General features: G+C 69.2%; 20 protein-coding genes. 12 read left to right on the top strand and 8 right to left on the bottom strand.

Annotated features, from left to right (window positions below):
• Window positions 1-4: 4 nt before the first annotated feature.
• Together ACJQWM_RS03080 and ACJQWM_RS03075 are read left to right on the top strand one after the other, a co-directional pair.
• Window positions 5-1,219: a GGDEF domain-containing protein gene (locus ACJQWM_RS03080; protein ID WP_332702031.1), complete on the top strand. Its 1,215-nt coding sequence runs from the start codon at window positions 5-7 to the stop codon at window positions 1,217-1,219.
• A gap of 109 nt (window positions 1,220-1,328) precedes the next feature.
• Entirely contained in the window at window positions 1,329-2,186 is an 858-nt protein-coding gene (locus ACJQWM_RS03075) for a PA4780 family RIO1-like protein kinase (protein WP_332702033.1), read from the top strand.
• 271 nt (window positions 2,187-2,457) lie between these two features.
• Here the strand turns inward: ACJQWM_RS03075 and ACJQWM_RS03070 are convergent, their stop codons facing one another.
• Entirely contained in the window at window positions 2,458-3,744 is a 1,287-nt protein-coding gene (locus ACJQWM_RS03070) for a DUF2254 domain-containing protein (RefSeq protein WP_332702036.1), read from the bottom strand.
• Window positions 3,745-3,923: 179 nt separating this feature from the next.
• Between ACJQWM_RS03070 and ACJQWM_RS03065 the strand changes: the two genes are divergently transcribed.
• Window positions 3,924-4,763, top strand: coding sequence for an exopolysaccharide biosynthesis protein (locus tag ACJQWM_RS03065; RefSeq protein WP_411306663.1), 840 nt, complete (start codon window positions 3,924-3,926; stop codon window positions 4,761-4,763).
• A gap of 89 nt (window positions 4,764-4,852) precedes the next feature.
• Here the strand turns inward: ACJQWM_RS03065 and ACJQWM_RS03060 are convergent, their stop codons facing one another.
• The 5 genes from ACJQWM_RS03060 to ACJQWM_RS03040 form a co-directional block, all read right to left on the bottom strand.
• The gene (locus ACJQWM_RS03060; protein ID WP_332702040.1) at window positions 4,853-5,629 is read right to left on the bottom strand and encodes a DUF3618 domain-containing protein; all 777 of its coding nucleotides are present in this window, start codon (window positions 5,627-5,629) and stop codon (window positions 4,853-4,855) included.
• Window positions 5,626-6,114, bottom strand: a complete 489-nt coding sequence (locus ACJQWM_RS03055) for a phage holin family protein (protein WP_332702042.1) — start codon at window positions 6,112-6,114, stop codon at window positions 5,626-5,628. Before ACJQWM_RS03055 ends, ACJQWM_RS03060 begins: the two co-directional genes overlap by 4 nt.
• Entirely contained in the window at window positions 6,114-6,779 is a 666-nt protein-coding gene (locus ACJQWM_RS03050) for a hypothetical protein (protein ID WP_332702044.1), read from the bottom strand. Before ACJQWM_RS03050 ends, ACJQWM_RS03055 begins: the two co-directional genes overlap by 1 nt.
• Before the next feature lie 533 nt (window positions 6,780-7,312).
• Window positions 7,313-8,149, bottom strand: a complete 837-nt coding sequence (xth, locus tag ACJQWM_RS03045) for an exodeoxyribonuclease III (RefSeq protein ID WP_332702046.1) — start codon at window positions 8,147-8,149, stop codon at window positions 7,313-7,315.
• Between the two features lie 282 nt (window positions 8,150-8,431).
• Window positions 8,432-8,932, bottom strand: a complete 501-nt coding sequence (locus ACJQWM_RS03040) for an FKBP-type peptidyl-prolyl cis-trans isomerase (RefSeq protein ID WP_332702048.1) — start codon at window positions 8,930-8,932, stop codon at window positions 8,432-8,434.
• Window positions 8,933-9,270: 338 nt separating this feature from the next.
• On the opposite strand from ACJQWM_RS03040, the gene ACJQWM_RS03035 reads away from it, so the two are divergent.
• From ACJQWM_RS03035 to ACJQWM_RS03025, 3 genes are read left to right on the top strand one after another with little or no spacing between them, the layout of a single operon-like run.
• On the top strand, window positions 9,271-10,143 hold the full coding sequence (locus tag ACJQWM_RS03035) for an N-formylglutamate amidohydrolase (RefSeq protein WP_332702050.1): 873 nt from the start codon (window positions 9,271-9,273) through the stop codon (window positions 10,141-10,143).
• The gene (locus tag ACJQWM_RS03030) at window positions 10,134-11,330 is read left to right on the top strand and encodes a tyrosine/phenylalanine carboxypeptidase domain-containing protein (RefSeq protein ID WP_332702052.1); all 1,197 of its coding nucleotides are present in this window, start codon (window positions 10,134-10,136) and stop codon (window positions 11,328-11,330) included. The genes ACJQWM_RS03035 and ACJQWM_RS03030 overlap by 10 nt, the downstream gene beginning before the upstream one ends.
• 11 nt (window positions 11,331-11,341) lie before the next feature.
• Window positions 11,342-12,388 carry a glutathione synthetase gene (locus ACJQWM_RS03025; protein ID WP_332702054.1) on the top strand — a complete coding sequence of 349 codons (1,047 nt, stop codon included), beginning with the start codon at window positions 11,342-11,344 and terminating at the stop codon, window positions 12,386-12,388.
• A gap of 197 nt (window positions 12,389-12,585) precedes the next feature.
• On the opposite strand, the gene ACJQWM_RS03020 is transcribed toward ACJQWM_RS03025, so the two are convergent.
• A complete protein-coding gene (locus ACJQWM_RS03020) occupies window positions 12,586-13,185 on the bottom strand; it encodes a DNA-3-methyladenine glycosylase (protein ID WP_411306662.1) in 600 nt (199 codons plus the stop codon).
• Window positions 13,186-13,390: 205 nt separating this feature from the next.
• On the opposite strand from ACJQWM_RS03020, the gene ACJQWM_RS03015 reads away from it, so the two are divergent.
• The 5 genes from ACJQWM_RS03015 to ACJQWM_RS02995 all read left to right on the top strand — a co-directional run bounded on the left by ACJQWM_RS03015 (window position 13,391) and on the right by ACJQWM_RS02995 (window position 17,529).
• Window positions 13,391-13,951, top strand: coding sequence for a COG4315 family predicted lipoprotein (locus tag ACJQWM_RS03015; protein ID WP_332702058.1), 561 nt, complete (start codon window positions 13,391-13,393; stop codon window positions 13,949-13,951).
• Between the two features lie 135 nt (window positions 13,952-14,086).
• A complete protein-coding gene (locus ACJQWM_RS03010) occupies window positions 14,087-14,638 on the top strand; it encodes a COG4315 family predicted lipoprotein (protein WP_332702060.1) in 552 nt (183 codons plus the stop codon).
• Between the two features lie 153 nt (window positions 14,639-14,791).
• Window positions 14,792-15,157, top strand: coding sequence for a DUF6164 family protein (locus ACJQWM_RS03005; RefSeq protein WP_332702062.1), 366 nt, complete (start codon window positions 14,792-14,794; stop codon window positions 15,155-15,157).
• Window positions 15,158-15,263: 106 nt separating this feature from the next.
• Window positions 15,264-16,808, top strand: a complete 1,545-nt coding sequence (locus ACJQWM_RS03000; protein ID WP_332702064.1) for an FAD-dependent oxidoreductase — start codon at window positions 15,264-15,266, stop codon at window positions 16,806-16,808.
• A 109-nt stretch (window positions 16,809-16,917) separates the two neighbouring features.
• Window positions 16,918-17,529, top strand: a complete 612-nt coding sequence (locus tag ACJQWM_RS02995; protein ID WP_332702067.1) for an HD domain-containing protein — start codon at window positions 16,918-16,920, stop codon at window positions 17,527-17,529.
• Window positions 17,530-17,579: 50 nt separating this feature from the next.
• Here the strand turns inward: ACJQWM_RS02995 and yczE are convergent, their stop codons facing one another.
• Window positions 17,580-18,197, bottom strand: a complete 618-nt coding sequence (gene yczE, locus ACJQWM_RS02990; RefSeq protein WP_332702069.1) for a membrane protein YczE — start codon at window positions 18,195-18,197, stop codon at window positions 17,580-17,582.
• 154 nt (window positions 18,198-18,351) lie between these two features.
• Between yczE and ACJQWM_RS02985 the strand changes: the two genes are divergently transcribed.
• Complete coding sequence (locus ACJQWM_RS02985; RefSeq protein ID WP_332702071.1) at window positions 18,352-19,629, top strand: MFS transporter; 1,278 nt, start codon at window positions 18,352-18,354, stop codon at window positions 19,627-19,629.
• The last annotated feature ends 95 nt before the right edge of the window (window positions 19,630-19,724 follow it).

Raw genomic sequence — 19,724 nt, 5'->3', positions numbered from 1 at the left:
AAACATGATGCCGCTGCCGCCGGGGCGCGGTGCGGCCCGGGGTGATACGGTCGAGCTGCCCGAGGCCGACACCGGGCCCGGGGCCGCAGCGGACCGGCCGCGCCATGCCGCCGCCCGCCATCTGGCCGATGCCGTACTGAGCGACGATCCGCGGCGCCGGATCCGCCTCACCCAGTGGCTGACCTCGGTGCTGGTGTATCTCGGCAGCGCCGCCGTGCTGTGGGTCGGCTCTCGCCAGGGCTGGGTTTACGCGGCCAGCTTCATCGCCTGGAGCGGGTTCCTGGTGGTTGCGCAGCTGGCGGTCTATGTCGCGCTGCGCAGCGGATGGAGCGAGCGCCTGAACGATCCGGCCCTCACCGCCGCGCAGATCGTGCTGGGCGTGGTCGCGGTGGAGTGGGGTTACGTGATCTGCGGGCCGGCCCGCAGCGTGACGCTGCTGCCGTTGTTGCTGATCTTCACCTTCGGGGCGTTCTCGCTGAGCTGGCGCCGGATCCTGTGGCTGACGGTATTCGCCCTGACCAGCCTTATCGCGGTGGCGGCGGCGCTGCACGCGACACGACCAGGCACCGGCACCTGGTCGCTCGACAACGCCGAACTGCGGATCGACCTGACCAACGTGATGATGATCTTGATCCTGCTGCCGGCGATCTCGCTGGTGGCGGCTCGGCTGTCGTCGCTGCGCAGCCGGCTGCGTTCGCAGCGCACCCGGTTGACTGCGGCCCTCGCCGAGGTGCAGCGGCTCGCGACCCATGACGAGCTGACCGCGCTCGCCAACCGCCGGCACATGCAGGAGCGCCTGACACAGGAGCAGAGCCGTTTCCAGCGCCTCGGGCACCCGTTCAGCATCGCGTTGATCGATCTCGACCACTTCAAGTTTGTCAATGACCGGCACGGACATGGCGGGGGCGACGAGGTGCTGCGCAAGTTCGCGCGCGGGGCCAGTGCGGCGTTGCGCGCGGGCGACGTCATCGCGCGCTGGGGTGGCGAGGAGTTCCTGCTGTTGCTGCCCGACACCCAGGCGCCGGAGGCCCAGGAAAGCGTCGAACGCCTGCTCGCAGAGATCCGCGTGCTGCCGCTGGAGGACGGCGTCCCGCTGACGTTCTCGGCCGGGGTGACCGAGCATCGCCCGGGCGAGACTGTGACCGAAACGGTGGCGCGTGCCGACCGCGCCATGTACGCGGCCAAGCAGGCGGGGCGGAACCGGGCGCTGCGGCAATAGCCCGGCAACACACGTCGCCGCCGCAACGACCGGGTGCGCCGTCCTGTCATGGCGCGGTGCATGGCCCATAATGCCGCGATGAGCTTTCGCTGCCGGTGCCGTTGAATCGATGAAAACCCCCAGGGACCTGCAACCGCTGGTCGAGGACGGCGTGATCGACGGCGTCGTGCGGCCGCTCAAGAGCGGCAAGGAGGCCTCGGTGTACGTGGTGCGCCGCGGCGAGGAGGTGTTGTGCGCCAAGGTCTACAAGGACATGGGGCAGCGCAGCTTCCAGGCGCGGGTGCAGTACCAGGAGGGCCGCAAGGTGCGCGGCAGCCGCCAGGCGCGCGCGATCGGCAAGGCCAGCAAGTTTGGCCGCCGCGAGCAGGAAACCGCCTGGAAGAACACCGAGGTCGACGCGCTCTACCAGCTGGCAGACGCCGGGGTCTGCGTGCCGCGGCCGCATGGTTACTTCCACGGCGTGCTGCTGATGGACCTGGTCACCGATGCCGAGGGCCACAGCGCCGTGCGGCTGGCCGAGGTGGACCTCACCCCGGAGCTGGCGCGTTCGTTCCATGAGCGGCTGGTGCGCGACGTGGTGCGGATGCTGTGCCTGGGGCTGATCCACGGCGACCTGTCGGAGTACAACGTGCTGGTCGCGCCGGAGGGCCCGGTGATCATCGACTTCCCGCAGGTGGTCAGCGCCGCGGGCAACAACGCCGCCCGCGCGATGCTGCTGCGCGACGTGCACAACCTGCGCGACAGCCTCGCCCGCTTCGCGCCGGAACTCGACACCACCCACTTCGGCGAGGAGATGTGGGCGCTGTACGAGAAGGGCGAACTGCAGCCGGACACCGCCTTGACCGGGCGGTTCGTGTTCGATGAGCGCCGTGCCGACGTCAGGGCGGTGGAGTGGTCGATCCGCGACGCGCGCGAGGAAGCCATCATCCGCCAGCAGGGGCGCGAGGAAGCCGACGAGCGGGATTGACGCAGGTCTGTCGCAAGTCCTGCTTTTCTGCGGCCAGGTTGGCGGTCGCGCCCATGGGGCGCTCCTACAGGGGGCGTGCCTAGAGCCGCGCTTCCTCGGCTGCTTTGCCGCGGCGATCGGGGGCAGCCGAGCAAGCTCGGCTCTACGGGTGATGCAGGACCCGGCTTTTGTAGGAGCGGGCCATGCCCGCGAGCCTCTGCGGGGAGCGGGCGCGCCGGTCGGATGGATGGCGGTCGCGCCCATGGGGCGCTCCTACAGGCTTCAGCCCGGCCTACGACAGACCGGCGCGGGTCTGGTCGCGGGGTTCGGCCTGGACCTGGTCGGCGGCCTCGCGCACGCGTCGGCGGTCGTCCTCCAGGCTCAGTGCCGCTTCGGCGCGTGCCAGGGCCAGTGTTGAATGGTGTCGTGCCGCCGTGCGGTAGACCGGGCCGAGGCCCGCCAGCACGCGCAGCATCTTCTGCAGGCGGATGCCGATCTCGACGCTCCCGGCGCCATCGCGCGCGATCGGGGTGAATACGTCGTCGAACAGGTCCTCCAGCAGGATCGGCGGGACATGGATGCGCGGATAGCGGATGTCGCCGGCGTCCTGCGGTGGCGGCTCCGCCCAGATCGCCAGCAGCCGCGTGGCGCGCCCGAGCACGTCGATCGCGGTGCCGGCGTCGTTGAGCGTGGGTGACAGCGCGTGCGAGGCGATTTCGGTCAGCACCGCGGCGCCGAACCGCGGGTCCTGGTCGAACGAGCGCACCTCCCCCACGGTGAAGGCCTCGCGGATCGCCGCGGCGGCCTCGTCGGTATGCCGGCCGTGCAGCCAGGCCAATGCACGCGAGGTGTCGACATAGCTGCCCGGCAAAGCATCCACGAAGATACGCGCCGGGCCGTCGCCGGCGATCTCGTGCAGGGCGGACATGTCGATGTGCGCGACGTAGCCGTAGCGGTCGGCGCAGATGGCGACCGCGTCGTCCGGGCGGCTGCGCGGGTCGGTGAGCGGCTGCCCGCCCAGGTACGGGCGCTCGTGGCGGTGGCGCAGCGCGCGTGCCGCCGCTTTTTCGACGCGATCGGTGGTCTCACCGACGCGGCCGAGCTTGGAAACGTGGTCGATCCAGCGCAACAGCGTGGCCACGATCAGCGCGATCACCACCAGCGTGACCACGTACAGCACCACCCGGCCGCGTTCACCGTAGAGGCCGGTCTGCAGGGCGATGATCCCGACCAGGCTGAACAGGAACGAGCCGACGAAGGTCGCCAATGCGTTCTGCGCGGTGTTGTCCTCGCTCAGCAGCCGGGTCGCGCGCGGGGTGGCGTGGCTGGTGGCGGAGGCGTACGCCGACACCAGCGTGCTCAGCGAGAAGATCGTCACCGACAGCATGCTCGCGGCGATGATGCCCAGCAGCGCGTCGACGGCATCGGAGCCGATCTTGGCGGGAATATCGGCGGGGATGTAGGGCGTCACGAACGCCGCCAGCAGCGCCGTCACCACGGCCATGACCGAGAACGCCGTGGCGCGGAACCAGAGCCGCCGCACGATCTGCAGCGACAGCCATTGCAGCCGGGTGGTCATTCAGGAAAAACCTCGCGGAGCGGGCGGTTCGACCCTGGCTTGCATGTAGTTCCCCCTGTTCTTCGAAAAGTGCCGCGAAAGGTTTTGGAAGGTCCGCCAATAGGCTTGCCGCTGCCTGTGGGAGCGGCGCGGTGCCGGCCCGGCAGCGGTGGCGCTTACATTCCACACCATGGGCCGTCATGGCGCCGTGCATCCATCGAGGCAGCGCCATCGGTTGGCAATCGCCGCGGGCCGACAATCGCCGCGCAACCCCGTACGCGTGCTGCAGCCGAGACAAAGCGGTTCTTGCGGAAGACGCGCTTCACGCGCGCGGGAGCCGCATCCGGCCATTGTGTGCGGGCGGTTGCCGGATCGAGCGGCACCCCGGTGCCGATACCGACGCGATTATTCACTCCGAGGCAGACGACACGATGGCTGAAGCCGACGACCGCCCCCACGACGCCGGAGAAAACGGGTTGACGCAGGTCGTCCACGGCCTGATCGAGCTGGGCCAGTCGCAAGCGCAGGTGTCGGTGCAGGATATCCAGCATGCGCTCGGCGAGCGCGGGTTTGGCCCCTTCCTGCTGGTGCCGGCGATCATCGAGCTCTCACCGATCGGCGCGATCCCGGGCCTGCCGACCTCGCTGGCGCTGATCGTGGTGCTGAGTGCACTGCAACTGCTGTTTGGCCGCCGGCACTTCTGGCTGCCGGCCTTCCTGCACCAGCGCTCTGCCAGTGGCGAGCGGGTCGAGAAGGCGATGAAACATGTTCTACGGGCTGCGCGCTGGGTGGACAAGCGCGTGCACCCGCGGATGCGCTGGGCGGCCCGGGAGCCGTTCATCCACATTTCGGCACTGCTGTGCATCCTGCTGGCGGCGACGGTGCCGCCGCTGGAGCTGATGCCTTTTGCCAGCAGCGCACCGTTCGCCGCGATCGGGCTGCTGGGCCTCGGGCTGATGGTGCGCGACGGGGTGGTGGTGCTGGTGGCCTCGGCCGCATCGATCGCAGCTTTGGTCTTCGCTTATCTGGCGCTGTTCTGAGGCCGACCAGCGCCGGGTCCCGCCCGGAGATGGAGCGGGTCCCGGTTGGCCGCTACGCCGCGACCAGACATGCCTTGACAGGCAGGCGGTTAGAGCTGGCTCAGGCCGCTGGTCGGGCTATTGCCCAGGCCCGGCGGCTGGGTTTCGCTCTGGCTGCCGCGATGCTGCCCGCCGTCGTGCGCGGCCGGGTCGGTCGCCTCGCGCCCCGCCTGGACGGCTTGGTCCATGCCGCTGCGGGCCTTGTGCCTGGCTTCTTCGGTGAGGTGATCGCTGGCCTCGCCCATCAGCTGGTCTTCCTTGCGGGTGGAAGGCAGCATGGCGCCCATCAGCGCGCCCACGGCGATGCCGATCGCTCCAAGTGCCATCGGGTTGTTGTCGAGCATGTCCCGATAGCCGGCGCTCGCCCGCTGGGCCTGGTGTCGGGCCGAATCCATCGCGCCATGGGCGGATTCGCCGATGCGATGCCGGGCCGAGCCGACCTTCTCGGACATGCCCGCGCGCATCTCGCCCACGCGCTCGCCGACATGCGACTTGTGCTGGCTGCCGGTGACGTGCCCGGTGGTCTCGGTGGTGCCGTAACGATCGGCCGGCCGCTTGCCCTGGCCGGCGTAGAGCCACGCCAGGCCGGCCGCGGTCAGCAGGGTCGGTACCGGATTGGCCCGGACGGTATCGCTGAGATTGCTGGCGAACTCGCGGCCACCGCCCTTGCCGTAGCTCAGCGCCCGCTCGAACATCTGGCCCGGCGACATCTTGTGCTCCAGCGCCTCGATCAGCTCGCCGATGTGGTCGCGCTGCCGGTCGAGCTCGCGTTCGAGTTGGGCGGGGTCTTTCTGCGATTGCGTGCGAATACTGTCTCGAGTGTTCATTGGGTCCTCCCGCGGACGGCGTCCCGGTCTTTGTGCAGGGAGCTCATGGTGTGGTCGGGCCGGAGCGACTCCGCCTGGAATTTCTTGCGGCCGGCCGAGACCATGATCATGCCGACCACGGTCACCGCAGCGCCGACCAGCAACGCCGCCAGCCACGGCGCCATCACGTTGCTCAACGCGTACACCGCCGCCATCAGCAGCACGATGAAGCCGCCCAGTACCACCGCTCCACCGGTGGATACCGCAGCGACGCCCTCCTTGGTGGCGCGAAGGTTTTCACGCATTTCGCTCTTGGCCAGGGCGGCTTCCTTGGTCAGCAGGGCCGGCACTTCGTGGGCCAGTTCCCTGAGCAGGACGCCGAAGGAGGGATCGCCGGCACTGGTCTGGCCGTGGCCGTTGCCGGTCTGGGCGTGGCCGTTGCCGGCTTGCGCGCGGGCCCCGGCTTGCGGGTCCTGCGGTCTGTTCATGTCGGGTTGCGCGTTCATCAGTGGATCCCTCCTGGGGTGCCCGGCGAGGAGCCCGATGGGCCGCTGCCGGAGTAGGGGTGGTCGTCATCGCTTTTGGAGCCGGTGCCGGTCTGGCCGGTGGAGCCGGGATAGCTGCTGGCTGAACCGCCGGAAAAATCGGAGGCACCGCTACCGCTCGCCGAGGCGCTCGAGGACGAGTAGCCGCTCGAGGCGGAGAAGCCGGTGCTGTCCTGCATCGCGGTGGACTGGGCCGGGGATGGCTGCGAAGCGCGAGCGAACCGGGCTAGGCCAAAACCGATCGCGATGCTGCCGGTGATGAACATCGCCGGATGCTGGCGCGCGAGCTGGCCGACTTCCTGCACGATCTCGTCGCCACTTTTCTCGCGCATGCTGCGGGAGAAGCGGGTCATGCCGTCGGCGAAACTCGATACATAGTCGGACAGGTGTCCGACATCGTCCTGTTTTAGCTCCGAGGCGGCCGCCTGGGCGCTGTCGGCAAGCTTGTCGAGCTTGTCGGCGGCGGTGCCGCGCATGTCGTCGATCCGGGCTTTGCCTTCGGTTTTGGCCTGGCCGGCAAGATTTTGGGCGGAATCCCTGAGCTCGCTGCGGTCGGCGCGACCGTCGCTGCGCGAGGCTCCACCCGGTTCGACGTGTCCGGGCTGGTTTTGTGGAGGTGTAGTCATGGATACGTTCTCCGTGGTGGGTTGGGCGTGCCGCCAAGCGGTGACGGTCATGGCGAACCGACGCGCTGGGTCGATGGAAGGAGCGAAAGGCTCGAGCGGATGTGCGGCCGTCCTGGGTGATCCAATACGACGGGTTGAATACGCGCGGGTCGAATTACGCGTGATCAGGACAGCAGCGCGGGCGGGCGCTGGTCGCAGCGGTCACGAAGAGGTGTTGATGCCTCGCGACCGCGGTGGGGCAGGGTGCCTGGATCCTGGGGAGGCCGACCTGCTCGAGTTCGTTCGATCCGTCGCCGATGATCCACGCAGCGCAGTGACAAGGCCGTAAAAAGCCTGTGGTGATTTGTTGCCATCGGCGGAAACAATTTCCGGCAGGGGGGCACCCTCGCGGCGGGTTAAGCAGCACCGGGGATGCGTTGGCGGTGCACGCGCGGCTGGTTCTCTGCCTGGCTGCCGAGCAAGCTCGGCACTACGGGCGCGCGTAGAGCGGAGCTTGCTCCGCTGCGGCTGGGGGACGCGCGGCGAAGCGCTGGCTATCGCGCCGGCCGCACCGGTCGCCTGCCCGCCGGGCGCCGCTTGCGGCCGCTCATGTCCAGCGTCACCCAGGTCGGCGCGTGGTCGCTCGGCTTGGTCTTCGCGCGTACCCAGCGGTCGACGCCGGCGTCCTTGTGCCGCGGCGCGAGCTCGGCGCTCAGCAGCAGGTGGTCGATGCGCAGGCCGGCATCGCGCTCCCAATGCTGGCGAAAATAGTCCCAGAAGGTGTAGATGCGCTCGTCCGGGTACTGCGCGCGCAGCGCGTCGGTCCAGCCCTGCGCGAGCAGGCGCGCGTAGCACTCGCGGCTCTCCGGCTGCAGCAGCGCGTCCTTCTTCCAGGAGCGCGGGTTGTAGATGTCCAACTCGTCGGTCGGCACCACGTTGTAGTCGCCGGCCAGGACTACCGGGTAGCCGCTCTGGTGGAGCGCGGCGGCGTGCTCGATCAGCCGCTCGAACCAGGCGAGCTTGTAGTCGAACTTCGGTCCCGGTTGCGGATTGCCGTTGGGCAGGTAGAGGCAACCGACGATCACGCCATGCGCGGCCGCTTCGAGGTAGCGGCTCTGGGTGTCGCCGTCGCCGCCGGGCAACCCGCGCCGGCTCTCGATCGGGTCCATGCCGCGGGCGAGCACCGCGACTCCGTTCCAGGAGCGCTGCCCTTGCCAGATCGCGCCGTAGCCGGCGTCGCGGATCTCCGCGATCGGGAAGGCCTCGTCGGCCGCCTTGAGTTCCTGCAGGCAGACGATGTCGGGCGACTCTTTGTCCAGCCACTCCAGCAGGGCCGGCAGCCGCGAGCGGATGCCGTTGATATTGAACGTGGCGAGCTTCAGGATCGTCATGCGTTCGGCAGCTGTTCCGGTTCGGGCAAATGCACCAGCGACCACAGGATCGTAGCGGCCGGGCCGGTGCATGGGCGGTGAGTGGCGACGCACCGCCAGGGCGCGGTTTGTAGGAGCGGGCCATGCCCGCGACCCAGCCACGTAGTAAGGCGGTCGCGCCCCTGAGCGCTCCTACAGAGCATGAAGCGCTCCTACAGTTGCGCTTCCGCGACCGCTTTTTGAACAGGCATGAAAAAGCCCGCTTGCGCGGGCTTCTTCGTTACTGTACGAGCACCGGCGCGATCACGCCGCCGATGGGTCGGCCGCGGGCGAACCGGCGCCGTTGGTGACCTGTCCGTCCTGCAGTTCCTGCTCGGTGGCGTCGCGCACGTCGGCGACTTCCACCGCGAAATGCAGGTTCTGTCCGGCCAACGGATGGTTGCCGTCGACCGTGACTTCCTGCTCGTCGGCCTTGGTCACGGTGACCAGCAGCGGGCCGCGCTCGGTGCGTGCCTCGAACTGCATGCCCGGCGCGACCGACTCGACCCCCTGGAACGCGCTGCGCGGCACGGTCTGGACCAGTCCGTCGTGGCGCGGGCCGTAGCCCTCCTGCGGCACCACCTCGGCCTTCACGGTGTCGCCGGGCTTGTGGCCGGCCAGTGCCTTTTCCAGACCGGGCACGATGTTGCCGGCGCCGTGCATGTAGCTCAGCGGGCTCTGCGGTGGGGACTGGTCGATGACCTCGCCAGCTTCGTTGGTGAGGGTGTAATGAATCGTTGCGACACGCCGATCGGCGATCTCCATGGGGAAACCTCGACTAGGAGAAGGGAGGGGACACGCCGGTGAAAATCACGGCGCCAGAGATGTTGGTACCCGGGCAGGCTAGTTAACCCGGCCGCCAGGTGCAACCCGCGGCATCCGGCCGAACCCCGCGATCCGGGCTTGCCGATCGCTGCCGGCGCTTTGTGGCGGGTGGTGCGGAGGACTGTGTGGCGGCTGCAACAAGGGCTGAATGCAGCCGGTCATGCGGGCGGCGCATGCCTCTCGAGCGAGCCGCCGCGGCCGGTCTGTCACGAACGGCTCATGCCGCCGATGGGACGATGTTGCAACCCGATATCGGCCGACGACCGGAATCTGAAAGCATGCCGCAGGCCCGCCATAACGACCACGACGCGCAGGCGCATCTGTCCGAAGCGCATCTATCCGAAGCAGTCCCGGCCGAGGATCGCCGCACCCCCCATTGGGAGATCACCCTCGGCGATGGCCCGGTCATCGCCACCGCCATCCACGACGGCCACACCGTGCGCGACTCGCTGCGGCAGTGGATGGCGATCTCCGAGGCCGACCGCCGACGCGAGGAGGACCCCCTGACCGGAGTGCTAACCACCGTCGGCGACGTCCAGGTGCGGGTACACGCCTCGCGCTTCCAGTGCGACCTGAACCGGCCGCGCGATCTGGCGATCTCGACCAACCCGGCCGACACCTGGGACCTGGAGGTCTGGCAGACCGCACCGCCGCAGTCCGAACTCGACCAGTCACTGGCCTACTACGACCGTTTCTACACGACCATCGGCACGCTGGTGGACGCGACGATCGCGCGCTGGGGCTGCGTGCTGCTGCTGGACATCCACAGCTACAACCACCGGCGCGACGGGCCCGGGGCGGCGCCGGCCGACCCGGCCGCCAACCCCGAGATCGACCTGGGCGTGACCACGCTGGACCCTGCGCGCTTCGGCGATGCGGTCGCGCGTTTCGCCCGCGAACTGCGCGCGACGAAGGTCGCCGGCCGCAATCCCGACGTGCGCGAGAACGTGCGCTACGAAGGCGGCGGGCACTTCCCCGAATGGCTGCATGCGACCTACGGCGACAGGGTCTGCGCGATATCGCTGGAGTACAAGAAGGTCTACATGGACGAGTGGACTGCGCAGGCCGATATCGCGATGGTCGAGGATTTGCGCGCCGGCCTGCGGCATGCGGTGGACGCGGTGCGCGGGGAGTTCCTGCGGTGTCACTGAGCAGGGCCGTCGCCGCGCGCCCGCTGCCGCCGGTCGCGGCGCAGGTCGACGCCGCGCTGGCGCGGATGGACGGTGAGATCGATTGGCTGCTGGCGCTGTCGCCGATTCACAACGATGCGCTGTGGCGCAGCTTCGAGGACAGCGGCCGCACCGCGATCCCGCCGCTGGACTACCTCGACCTCGACCTCGACCTGCACGCCGCGCGCGAGGCCCTGCTGGCGCTGCCGGTGGAGGAGGTCGAATCGGCCCTGCTGCAGGGCCTGCTGTCGGAGAAGCAGCGCGAGCTCGACCGCCAGATCGAGCTGGTCCGGCTGCGCGGCACCGACGGCTTCGTCAATGCCAGCATCGACCTGTTCGGCGGGGTCGAGCCGCGGCTGTTGAAGCTTGCACGCGAGATCCTCGACACGGTCGATACCGGCCCGGTGCCGGAGGACGACACCGGCATCGAGGAGGTGCTCGCCGCGGTCCATGCCGAGCTGGACTGGTATCGCGAACAGGCGCCGGGGTTCGAGGCCGAGGTGGTGGTCGATGACGACCTCAACTCGCTGATGATGGTCTCGCACGGCAGGTTCTACATCGACGGCAAGCTGCGCGTGCCGCGCGCGCGCGTGCAGCCGCTGATCCAGCACGAGATCGGCACCCACGTGGTGACCCGGCACAACGGGCGCAAGCAGTCGCTGAAGCAGTTGGAAGTGGGGCTGGCGCACTACGACGCGCTGCAGGAAGGCATCGGCGTGCTGTCGGAGTTCCTTGCCGGCTACCTGCCGGCCGAACGCCTGCGGGTGCTGGCCGCGCGCGTGCTCGCCACCGACATGGCGATGCATGGCCAGGACGTCCCGGCGATCTTCCACTGCCTGCACCAGGAGCACGGCCTGCCGACCGACGATGCATTCGACGTGGCCGTGCGTGCACGCCGTGGCGGCGGGCTGACCAAGGACGCGGTGTACCTCAGCGGCCTGCGCGACCTGCTCGAGTACCTGCACGAGGGCGGCGCGTTCGAGCCGCTGTTCGGCGGCAAGTTCGCGCTGTCGCACCTGGTGGTGCTGGAGCAACTGATCGATGAAGGCTGGGTGACCCGGCCCGAGCTGCTGCCGCGTTACTGGTCGGCGCCGGCCACCGACGACCGGCTCGCCCTCTGCCGGACCATTCCGGTCGCGAAGCTCTTCCACAGGGAACCCGCAGCATGAAGGCCACTCGCATGAAACTGGGATTCGTGATCAACGACATCGCCACCGAGAAGAACAACTACACCACGATCCGGCTGGCGCGCACCGCGGTCGCGCGCGGGCACGAGGTGGTGCTGATCGGCCTGGCCAACTTCATCTACGACGCCGACGGCAGCGTCAATGCGACCGCGCATTGCCCCGCCCGCGACGACTACAAGGACGACGACGAGTTCCTCGCCGACGTGCAGGGCAAGGAGGCGCAGACCCGGCGTATCAGCGTGGAGCAACTCGACGTCCTGCTGCTGCGCAGCGATCCGGCCGAAGAGACGGCCGACCGGCCCTGGGCGCCCAACAGCGGGCTGCTGTTCGCGCAGCTGGCCGCGGCCAAGCACGTGATCGTGCTCAATGATCCGGCGCACCTGACCGACGCCTCCAACAAGACCTATTTCCAGCACTTCCCCGAGGAGGTCCGGCCGGTCACCTGCATCACCATGGAGACCGACGAGATCAAGGCCTTCATCGAAGCCCGGGGCGGCAGCGCGGTGATCAAGCCGCTGCAGGGTTCGGGCGGGCAGAGTGTGTTCGTGGTGACGCAGGAAAACCGGGCGAACCTCAACCAGATGATCGAGGCGGTGACCCGCGACGGATACGCGATCGTGCAGGAGTACCTGCCCGAGGCGGCCAAGGGCGACCTGCGGCTGCTGACCCTGAATGGACATCCGCTGCAGGTCGACGGCCATTACGCCTGCTTCCGCCGCTACAACGATTCCGGCGATGCCCGCAGCAACATCACCGCCGGCGGCAAGATCGAGATGGCGGTACCCGACGAGGCCGCGCTGCGGCTGGCGGAGATCGTCGGGCCCAAGCTCATCAGCGACGGCATGTACCTGGCCGGGCTGGATATCGTCGGGGACAAGATGATGGAGATCAATGTCGACACGCCCGGCGGCATCAACATGGCCGAGGAGCTGACCGGCGCCGACTTCAGCGGCCACATCATCGCCGACCTGGAGCGCAAGGTGCGGCTGCGCGCGTACTACCAAGGGGCCATCAGCAATACCGCGCTGGCGATGATGTAGCGCCGTTCGGCCCGGCGGCGTCGGAGCGCTCTCCCCAATGCTCACCCCTCCGTTGAAAAAAGGGGGGCACGGGGATTTGCTTCTGCTGTGAAAGAACGCAGGCAACAGCAACAGCAAATCCTCCCCAACCCTCCTTTGCCAAAGGAGGGAGCCAAGTGACAGGGGGATTTGCTCTTGCTCCTGACTGCAGCGCGCCGCTAACGCCGCGACACATGCACGTTGCCGCGGACGTACCAGCGCCACGGCCGGTCGGCGGCGCGGGTGATGCCGATGCGCGGCGCGGCGACCGGATCGGCCGGTGGCGGCATGCCGTCGTCGGCGATCATGAACGCTGCGCGGCGCGACACCAGGTCGATGCCGTCGTGGCTCCCATCGATTCCCAGCGCCTGGCACAACCGCGCCGGCCCGCTGCACAGGTCGCGCTCGCGCGCGGCGCGTGGCCGCGCGGCGCGCATCCGCGCCAGGCCGGCAAGCGGCTCGATCGCGCGCAGCAGCACCGCCGATCCGTCGCCTTCGCTGCTGCACACCGCATTGCCGCACCAGTGCATGCCGTAGCTGAAGTACACGTAGAGGTGCCCGGGCGGGCCGAACATGGTCGCGTTGCGCGCGGTCCTGCCGCGGAAGCTGTGCGCGGCGGCGTCGCAGGCGCCGCGGTAGGCCTCGGTCTCCACGATGCGCCCGGCACGCCCGTCGACGCCGAGCAGGATCTTGTTCAGCAGATCGGGCGCGACCTCCAGCGCATCGCGGGCGTAGAACGATCGCGGCAATGGTGCGGTGCGCGCAATCGGATAGCTCATTTCGGGCGACCGTGCGCCGGGCAACCGGTCATCGTGCGACTCCTCGCTGAGGCGTTGAGAACGGCGACGGGCTGCTTTGCCTGGCAATGCGGCCGCGGCGGGGCAGACCCGCCCGCGACCCGTCATTCACGGCGGGTCGCTTATCACTGGGCGCACCGCGCGCCCTCCGGCGCATTCCAATGGCACCGCCACCAAGGAGAACGCCATGAGCAAGATACCCCGGCTGGCCCTGTGCACGGCCGTCGCCGCGCTGGGCCTGGTCGCCTGCCAGCAGGACGTGGACCAGGCCGACACCGAAATCGCCCCCGACGCAATGACGCCGTCGGTCGAAGGTGACTTGATTCCGCCGCTGAGCGACGATCGGCGATCCCACGACGTTGCGGACACCGCGGTCGACGTGACCCATCTGGCCGTTGCGACCGTGGGCGGGCCGGCGCCTTACCTGGTCGACAGCGCGGGTCACCCGCTGTACCTGCTGGAGGACGACCGCGATGGCAGCACCTGCACCAACGCCTGCCTCGATGCCTGGCCGCCGTTGCTGCGCAGTGAAGTGCCCGGAGCGAGCGCCGGCGTGGACGACGAGCTGATCGGGACCGTCCAGCGTGCCGACGGCGCGACCCAGGTCACCTACAACGGCCATCCGTTGTACTACTACGCGCAGGATCCCGACACCGGCATGCCGACCGGCCACGACATCCACGACCAGTGGGGCGGCTGGTACCTGCTGACGCCGGAGGGCGAGGCGCTGCACGGTCAGGAGAGCTGACCGTCGGGTCCGGCTAATACCCGCGACCCCCCCGCCTCACCGATGCAGACCCTCCATTCACGGCCGTGCGCCTATCACTGCAGGGGACCCATCCACGACGGATGGCCCGATGGGCCCACGCCCGAGGAGAATGCAATGCGCAGGACCCGGTTGTTCACCCTATGCAGCGCACTGGTGGCGCTGGGCCTGGCCGGTTGTGCCCAGGACACCGACGACACCCTTACCGATGGCGCGCCGGTGACCACGACGCCGACCACGCCACCGCCGGCCACGCCGACCGAGAGCATCGAGCCGACTCCCGCGGCCAATGCCGCCGCAGGCAACCTGACCCTGATGGAAACCGGTGAGGGCGGCCCGTACGTGGCTGACGATGCCGGCAGCGCGCTGTACATGTTGGAGGGCGATACCGATGGCAGCGGTTGTGCCGATGCGTGTCTGGAAGCATGGCCGCCGATGCTGGTGTCCGATGCGCAACCCACCGCCGGCGCCGGCCTGAGCGGCGAGCTGGTCGCATCGATCCAGCGCCCCGACGGCACGATGCAGATCACCTACAACAACCATCCGCTCTACCGTTACGCCGCCGATCGCGGTGCCGGCCGGACCGCCGGCCGCGGGGTCAGCGATAAATGGGGCCAGTGGCACCTGGTCACCCCGGAAGGCGAGGCGATGGCCGGCGACGACAGCTAATCGTCGGCCTGGTAGTCAATCGACCGCGTCGTCGAAGCCTCACGGCCGCGTCCGGCCCCGGCGCGCGGCTGCGTGACGAGTGCGGCCGCCGCAGTGGTGCCCCGCGCCGGTCGTCGTCCTTCGCCGCTCCGCGCGCATCGTTATGATCCACGCATGTCGAAACTCCTGCTCAACCTGCGCCATGTGCTCGATGACGAGATCGACGACGTCCGCGCGATGCTCCAGACCCATCGCATCGAGTTCTACGAAACCCAGCCCAGCCGCTGGGGCATCTCGCACGGCGGCATCTGGCTGACCCACGACGAAGACCTGCCGGAGGCCAAGCGGCTGATGGCCGACTACCAGGCCGCCCGTCGCACGCGGGTTCGCGCCGAGCACGCCGCCGCCCGGCGCGAAGGCACCGCCGAGACGCTGTGGGACGTGGTGCGCACCCAGCCGCTGAGGGTGCTGCTGACGCTGCTGGCGATCGCTTTCCTCCTAGGTCTGGTGGCGCTACCGGCAATCGTGCTGCGGCAGTAGGTCGGCTCGGCCGGGACTGCGCGCTCACTGCCTACGGATTGCGACGGAGTGACGTCGCACACACACCCGGTGCGGCCTAATGGCGCCTCCCGCCCGGAGTTGCCGCATGAACAGCGTATGGATGGCCGACCGTCGCGACTCGCCGTACCCGCCGCTGGCCGGCACGGCCGAGGTGGATACGGTGGTCATCGGCGGCGGGATCACCGGGGTGACCACGGCGATGCTGCTCGCCGGCGCCGGCCAGTCGGTGGTGCTGCTGGAGGCCGAGCGCATCGGCGCCAGCAACACCGGCGGATCGACCGGCAACCTCTATGGCACCGTCTCGGACGGACTGGCGAAGGTGCGGGACAAGTGGGACGCCGACACCGCGCGCCAGGTGGTCACGATGCGGATGCAGGCGCTGGAGCTGATCGAGAAGACCAGCGCGCGCCTGTCGATCGATTGCGGCTTCGCCCGTCGGCCGCTGTATGCCTGTGTCGCCGGCGAGGATGAGCAGCAACTCGCATCCCTCCAGGACGAGCATCGCGCGCTGGAGGAGGCCGGCCTGGCGCCGAGCTGGGTCGAGACGGTGCCCGGGCTGCCGGCCAGCGCGCTGCCGCCACGCGCGCATGCCGCGCTGCGGATCGAGCAGCAGGCCCAGTTCAATCCCTTCACCTATACCCAGGGTTTGGCCCGGGCATTGGCGGAGCAGGGCGTGCGCGTGCACGAGCACAGCGCGGCGGTCGATGTCGACGCCGGCCAGGGACGGGTCAAGACCGCCGCCGGCGAGGTGCATGCCAGGCACATCGTCTTCGCCACCCATACGCCCAAGGGCTTCAACCTGGTCCAGGCCGAGATGGAGACCTACCGCGAGTACGGCATCGCCGGCGCGCTGGGGGCCGGCTCCACGCACGCACAATCCGACCCGGGGCAGGGCCGCGCGCCCGAGGCGATCTGCTGGATCCGCGACCGGTCGCGCTCGATCCGCAGCTGTCGCCATGGCGACCGCGACCATCTGGTGGTGGTCGGCGAGAAGCACAAGACCGGCCACAACGCGGCCAACACGGACTACCACGAGCGCCTGCGCGAATACGCGCGCGAGCACTTCGGCGTTGCGGGCTTCGACTACGCCTGGTCGGCGCAGCAGTACAAGTCGGCCGACGCGCTGCCCTACATCGGCCACAGCGCGCACCGCAATGTCTACATCGCTACAGGCTTCGGCGCCGACGGGCTGACCTGGGGCACGGTCGCGGCCAACGTGATCGCCGAGCTCGTCCAGGGCCGCGAGAGCCCGGCCAGCGAACTGCTCACCCCCAAGCGCTTCACGCCGATCAAGTCGGCCAAGGTCTGGGCCGCGGAAAACGCAACCGTGATGAAGCACCTGGTCGGCGACCGCCTGTCTTCGGCCGAGCAGGACCGGCTGTCGGACGTGCAGCGCGGCCAGGGCCGCATCGTCGACCTGGACGGCCGCAAGCACGCCGTCTACCGCTCGCCCGCGGACGAGCTGACCGTGCTGTCGCCGGTGTGCCCGCACCTGAAGTGCCACGTCGCCTGGAACGCCGCGGCGACCAGTTGGGACTGCCCGTGCCACGGCAGCCGCTTCGACGTCCAGGGCCAGGTGATCGAGGGGCCCTCGTTGCACCCGCTGGAGCGTTACGAGCTGGAGGACTGATGCCGCCTTAGGGCCCAATCTCGCTCTGCTTGGCAAGGAGGAGCCACAAGCACAGCACCTGGTCGCTGCCGTAGCATGCCGCGATCGCGACCACCGGCCGTCTGCAACGATGCAACACCGTCAGCCCGTCGAGCTGCCCGCCCAGCAAAGCGCCGCACTCGAAGCGGCCTATGCCAGCCCGCCGCGCGCATACCACGACTTCGGCCATGTCGAGGAGGTATTGCGGCACTACGCGGCCGTGGCTGCCGGCCCCGGCTGGTCGCAGCCCGCCGAGGTCTACCTCGCCGTCCTGTATCACGACGCCATCTACGTGGCCGGGCGCCGCGACAACGAGGCATGCTCGGCGCACTTGGCACGCGAGCATCTCGCGCGCTGGCTGCCACAGGCGGGGATCGACGCGGACCGCATCGCCGGCCTGATCGAACTCACCGCGCGCCACGGCCGGGTCGGGCCGGGTGACGTCGACCGCGACGCGGCCCTGTTCCTGGATTGCGACATGGCGATCCTCGGCGCCGCCCCGGCGCAGTTCGATGCTTACGACCGTGGCATCGCCGCGGAATACCGCGGCCAGGTGCCGGCGTGGACGTACAAGCTCAACCGTCGCCGCTTCCTCAAGTCGCTGCTGGCGCGCGAGCGGATCTACCTCACCGATTTCTTCCATGCGCGCTGCGACGCGCAGGCCCGGATCAACCTGCGCCGCGCGGTGACCGAGAAGCGTTGAGCGCAGCCCGCGTGTTTCCCTTCTCCCGCTCGCGGGAGAAGGGGCCGCGCTCACCGCACAGCCGGGCACTTGCGCGTCGCGGTTCGACCGGGTCGATCGAACATCGGCAGCGCCGCCTGGATCAATGGCCCGATCGCCAGCGCGTAGGCCGCCGTTCCCAGCCCCAGGGTGCCGCCGAGCAGGAAGCCCACCAGCAGCACGCTGCCTTCGATCAATGTGCGGATCAGCCGCACCGAGCGGCCGCTGCGGCGCGCCAGTCCGGTCATCAGGCCATCGCGCGGCCCGGGGCCGAAATGCGCGCCGATGTAGGCCGCGGTCGCCAGTGCATTGAGCACGATGCCGCCGAGCAACAGTGCGACGCGCGTGGGCAGGTCGGCATCGGCCAGGGTGTCGCCGAGCAGCAGGTGGACGGCGTCGAACACCAGCCCGATCACGATCACGTTGCTGAGCGTGCCCAGCCCCGGCCTCTGGCGGATCGGAATCCACGCCAGCAGCACCACGAAGCCGACCGCGATCGCGACCCGGCCCATCGGCCAGCCGCCCTGCAACGACAGCCCCTGGTGCAGCACGTCCCAGGGCATCAGCCCCAGCCGCGCATCGAGCATCATCACCATCGACACGCCGTAGGCGGTCAGGCCGAGGTAGAGCTGCAGCAGGCGGCGCGTCATGGGCGGGTCGTCGAGGGCGGGGCCGGAGCGGCACGCCAGTGTAGGGTTCGCCGCGGCGCGGGTTGGCGACGCGCCCGCAACACTGCGGGCCGATGCCGGCATGGGTGGTGTTGGGGTATGTTCGCTGCTGATCTCGCCTGCACCACGCCACTCGATGACTCCAGTCCCGGTTGCACCCGTCAACTCGCCGCGCCGCGTGCTGTTTGCGAGCCTGATCGGCACCACGATCGAGTTCTTCGACTTCTACATCTATGCCACCGCGGCGGTGCTGGTGTTCCCGGCGCTGTTTTTCCCGGCCGCCGACCCGGCCTCGGCCAAGCTGCAGTCGCTGGCGACGTTCGCGCTGGCGTTCTTCGCCCGGCCGGTGGGTTCGGCTTTGTTCGGCCACTTCGGCGACCGGATCGGGCGCAAGGCGACGCTGGTCGCGGCCTTGCTGACGATGGGCATCTCCACGGTGGTGATCGGCCTGTTGCCAACTTATGCGCAGATCGGCGTGGCCGCACCGCTGCTGCTGGCGCTGTGCCGGCTGGGCCAGGGGCTGGGGCTTGGCGGCGAGTGGGGCGGGGCGGTATTGCTGGCGACCGAGAACGCCCCGCCCGGCAAGCGTGCCTGGTACGGCATGTTCCCGCAATTGGGCGCGCCACTCGGCTTCTTCCTCGCGACCGGCGTATTCCTGCTGCTGACCGCGCTGATGGAGGAGTCCACGTTCTTCGCCTGGGGCTGGCGGGTGCCGTTCATCGGCAGCGCGGTGCTGGTGCTGCTCGGCCTGTGGGTGCGCCTGAGCATCCACGAGACGCCGGCGTTCCAGCGCATCCTCGACCAGCACGAACGGGTCAGCCTGCCGATGATGACGGTGCTGCGCTCGCATCCGCGCGCGCTGCTGGCGGGCATGTTCGCGGCGCTGGCGACTTTCGTGCTGTTCTACCTGATGACGGTGTTTGCGCTGAGTTGGGGCACCTCGCAGCTGGGCTATTCGCGCGACCAGTTCCTGTGGCTGCAGATGCTCGGCGTGCTGTGTTTCGCCGCGACCATCCCGTTGGCGGCGGTGTACGCCGATCGCCGCGGGCGCCGCACCGCGATGATGGTGGCGAGCGCGGCGATCTTCGTGTTCGGCCTCGTGTTCGCGCCGCTGTTCGTCGCCGGCAGCCTCGGCGGCACGCTGCTGTTCCTGGCGCTGGGGCTGGGCATCATGGGGCTGACCTATGGGCCGGTCGGCACGATCCTGGCGGAGATGTTTCCCACCGCGGTGCGCTACACCGGCGCGTCACTTGCATTCAACCTGGCCGGCATCTTCGGCGCGTCGCTGGCACCCTACATCGCGACCTGGCTGGCGCAGCGCTACGGGCTGGAGTATGTCGGCTACTACCTGTCGGCCGCCGCCGCGCTGACCTTGCTGGCGCTGTGGATGATGCCGCGCCGCATACAGGAGTGATCCGGTCGGCGGTCGGGGCGTGCATTCGTAGGAGCGCCCCATGGGCGCGAGCATTCCGGTCAGGCGCGTCGGTAGCGACACGCGGCGGTCGCGCC

The sequence above is a fragment of the Novilysobacter longmucuonensis genome, from assembly GCF_046600735.1.
Lineage (GTDB): Bacteria > Pseudomonadota > Gammaproteobacteria > Xanthomonadales > Xanthomonadaceae > Novilysobacter_A > Novilysobacter_A longmucuonensis.
Note: the sequence above shows the minus strand (reverse complement) of the source record. Positions and strands in the feature narration are given on the sequence as shown.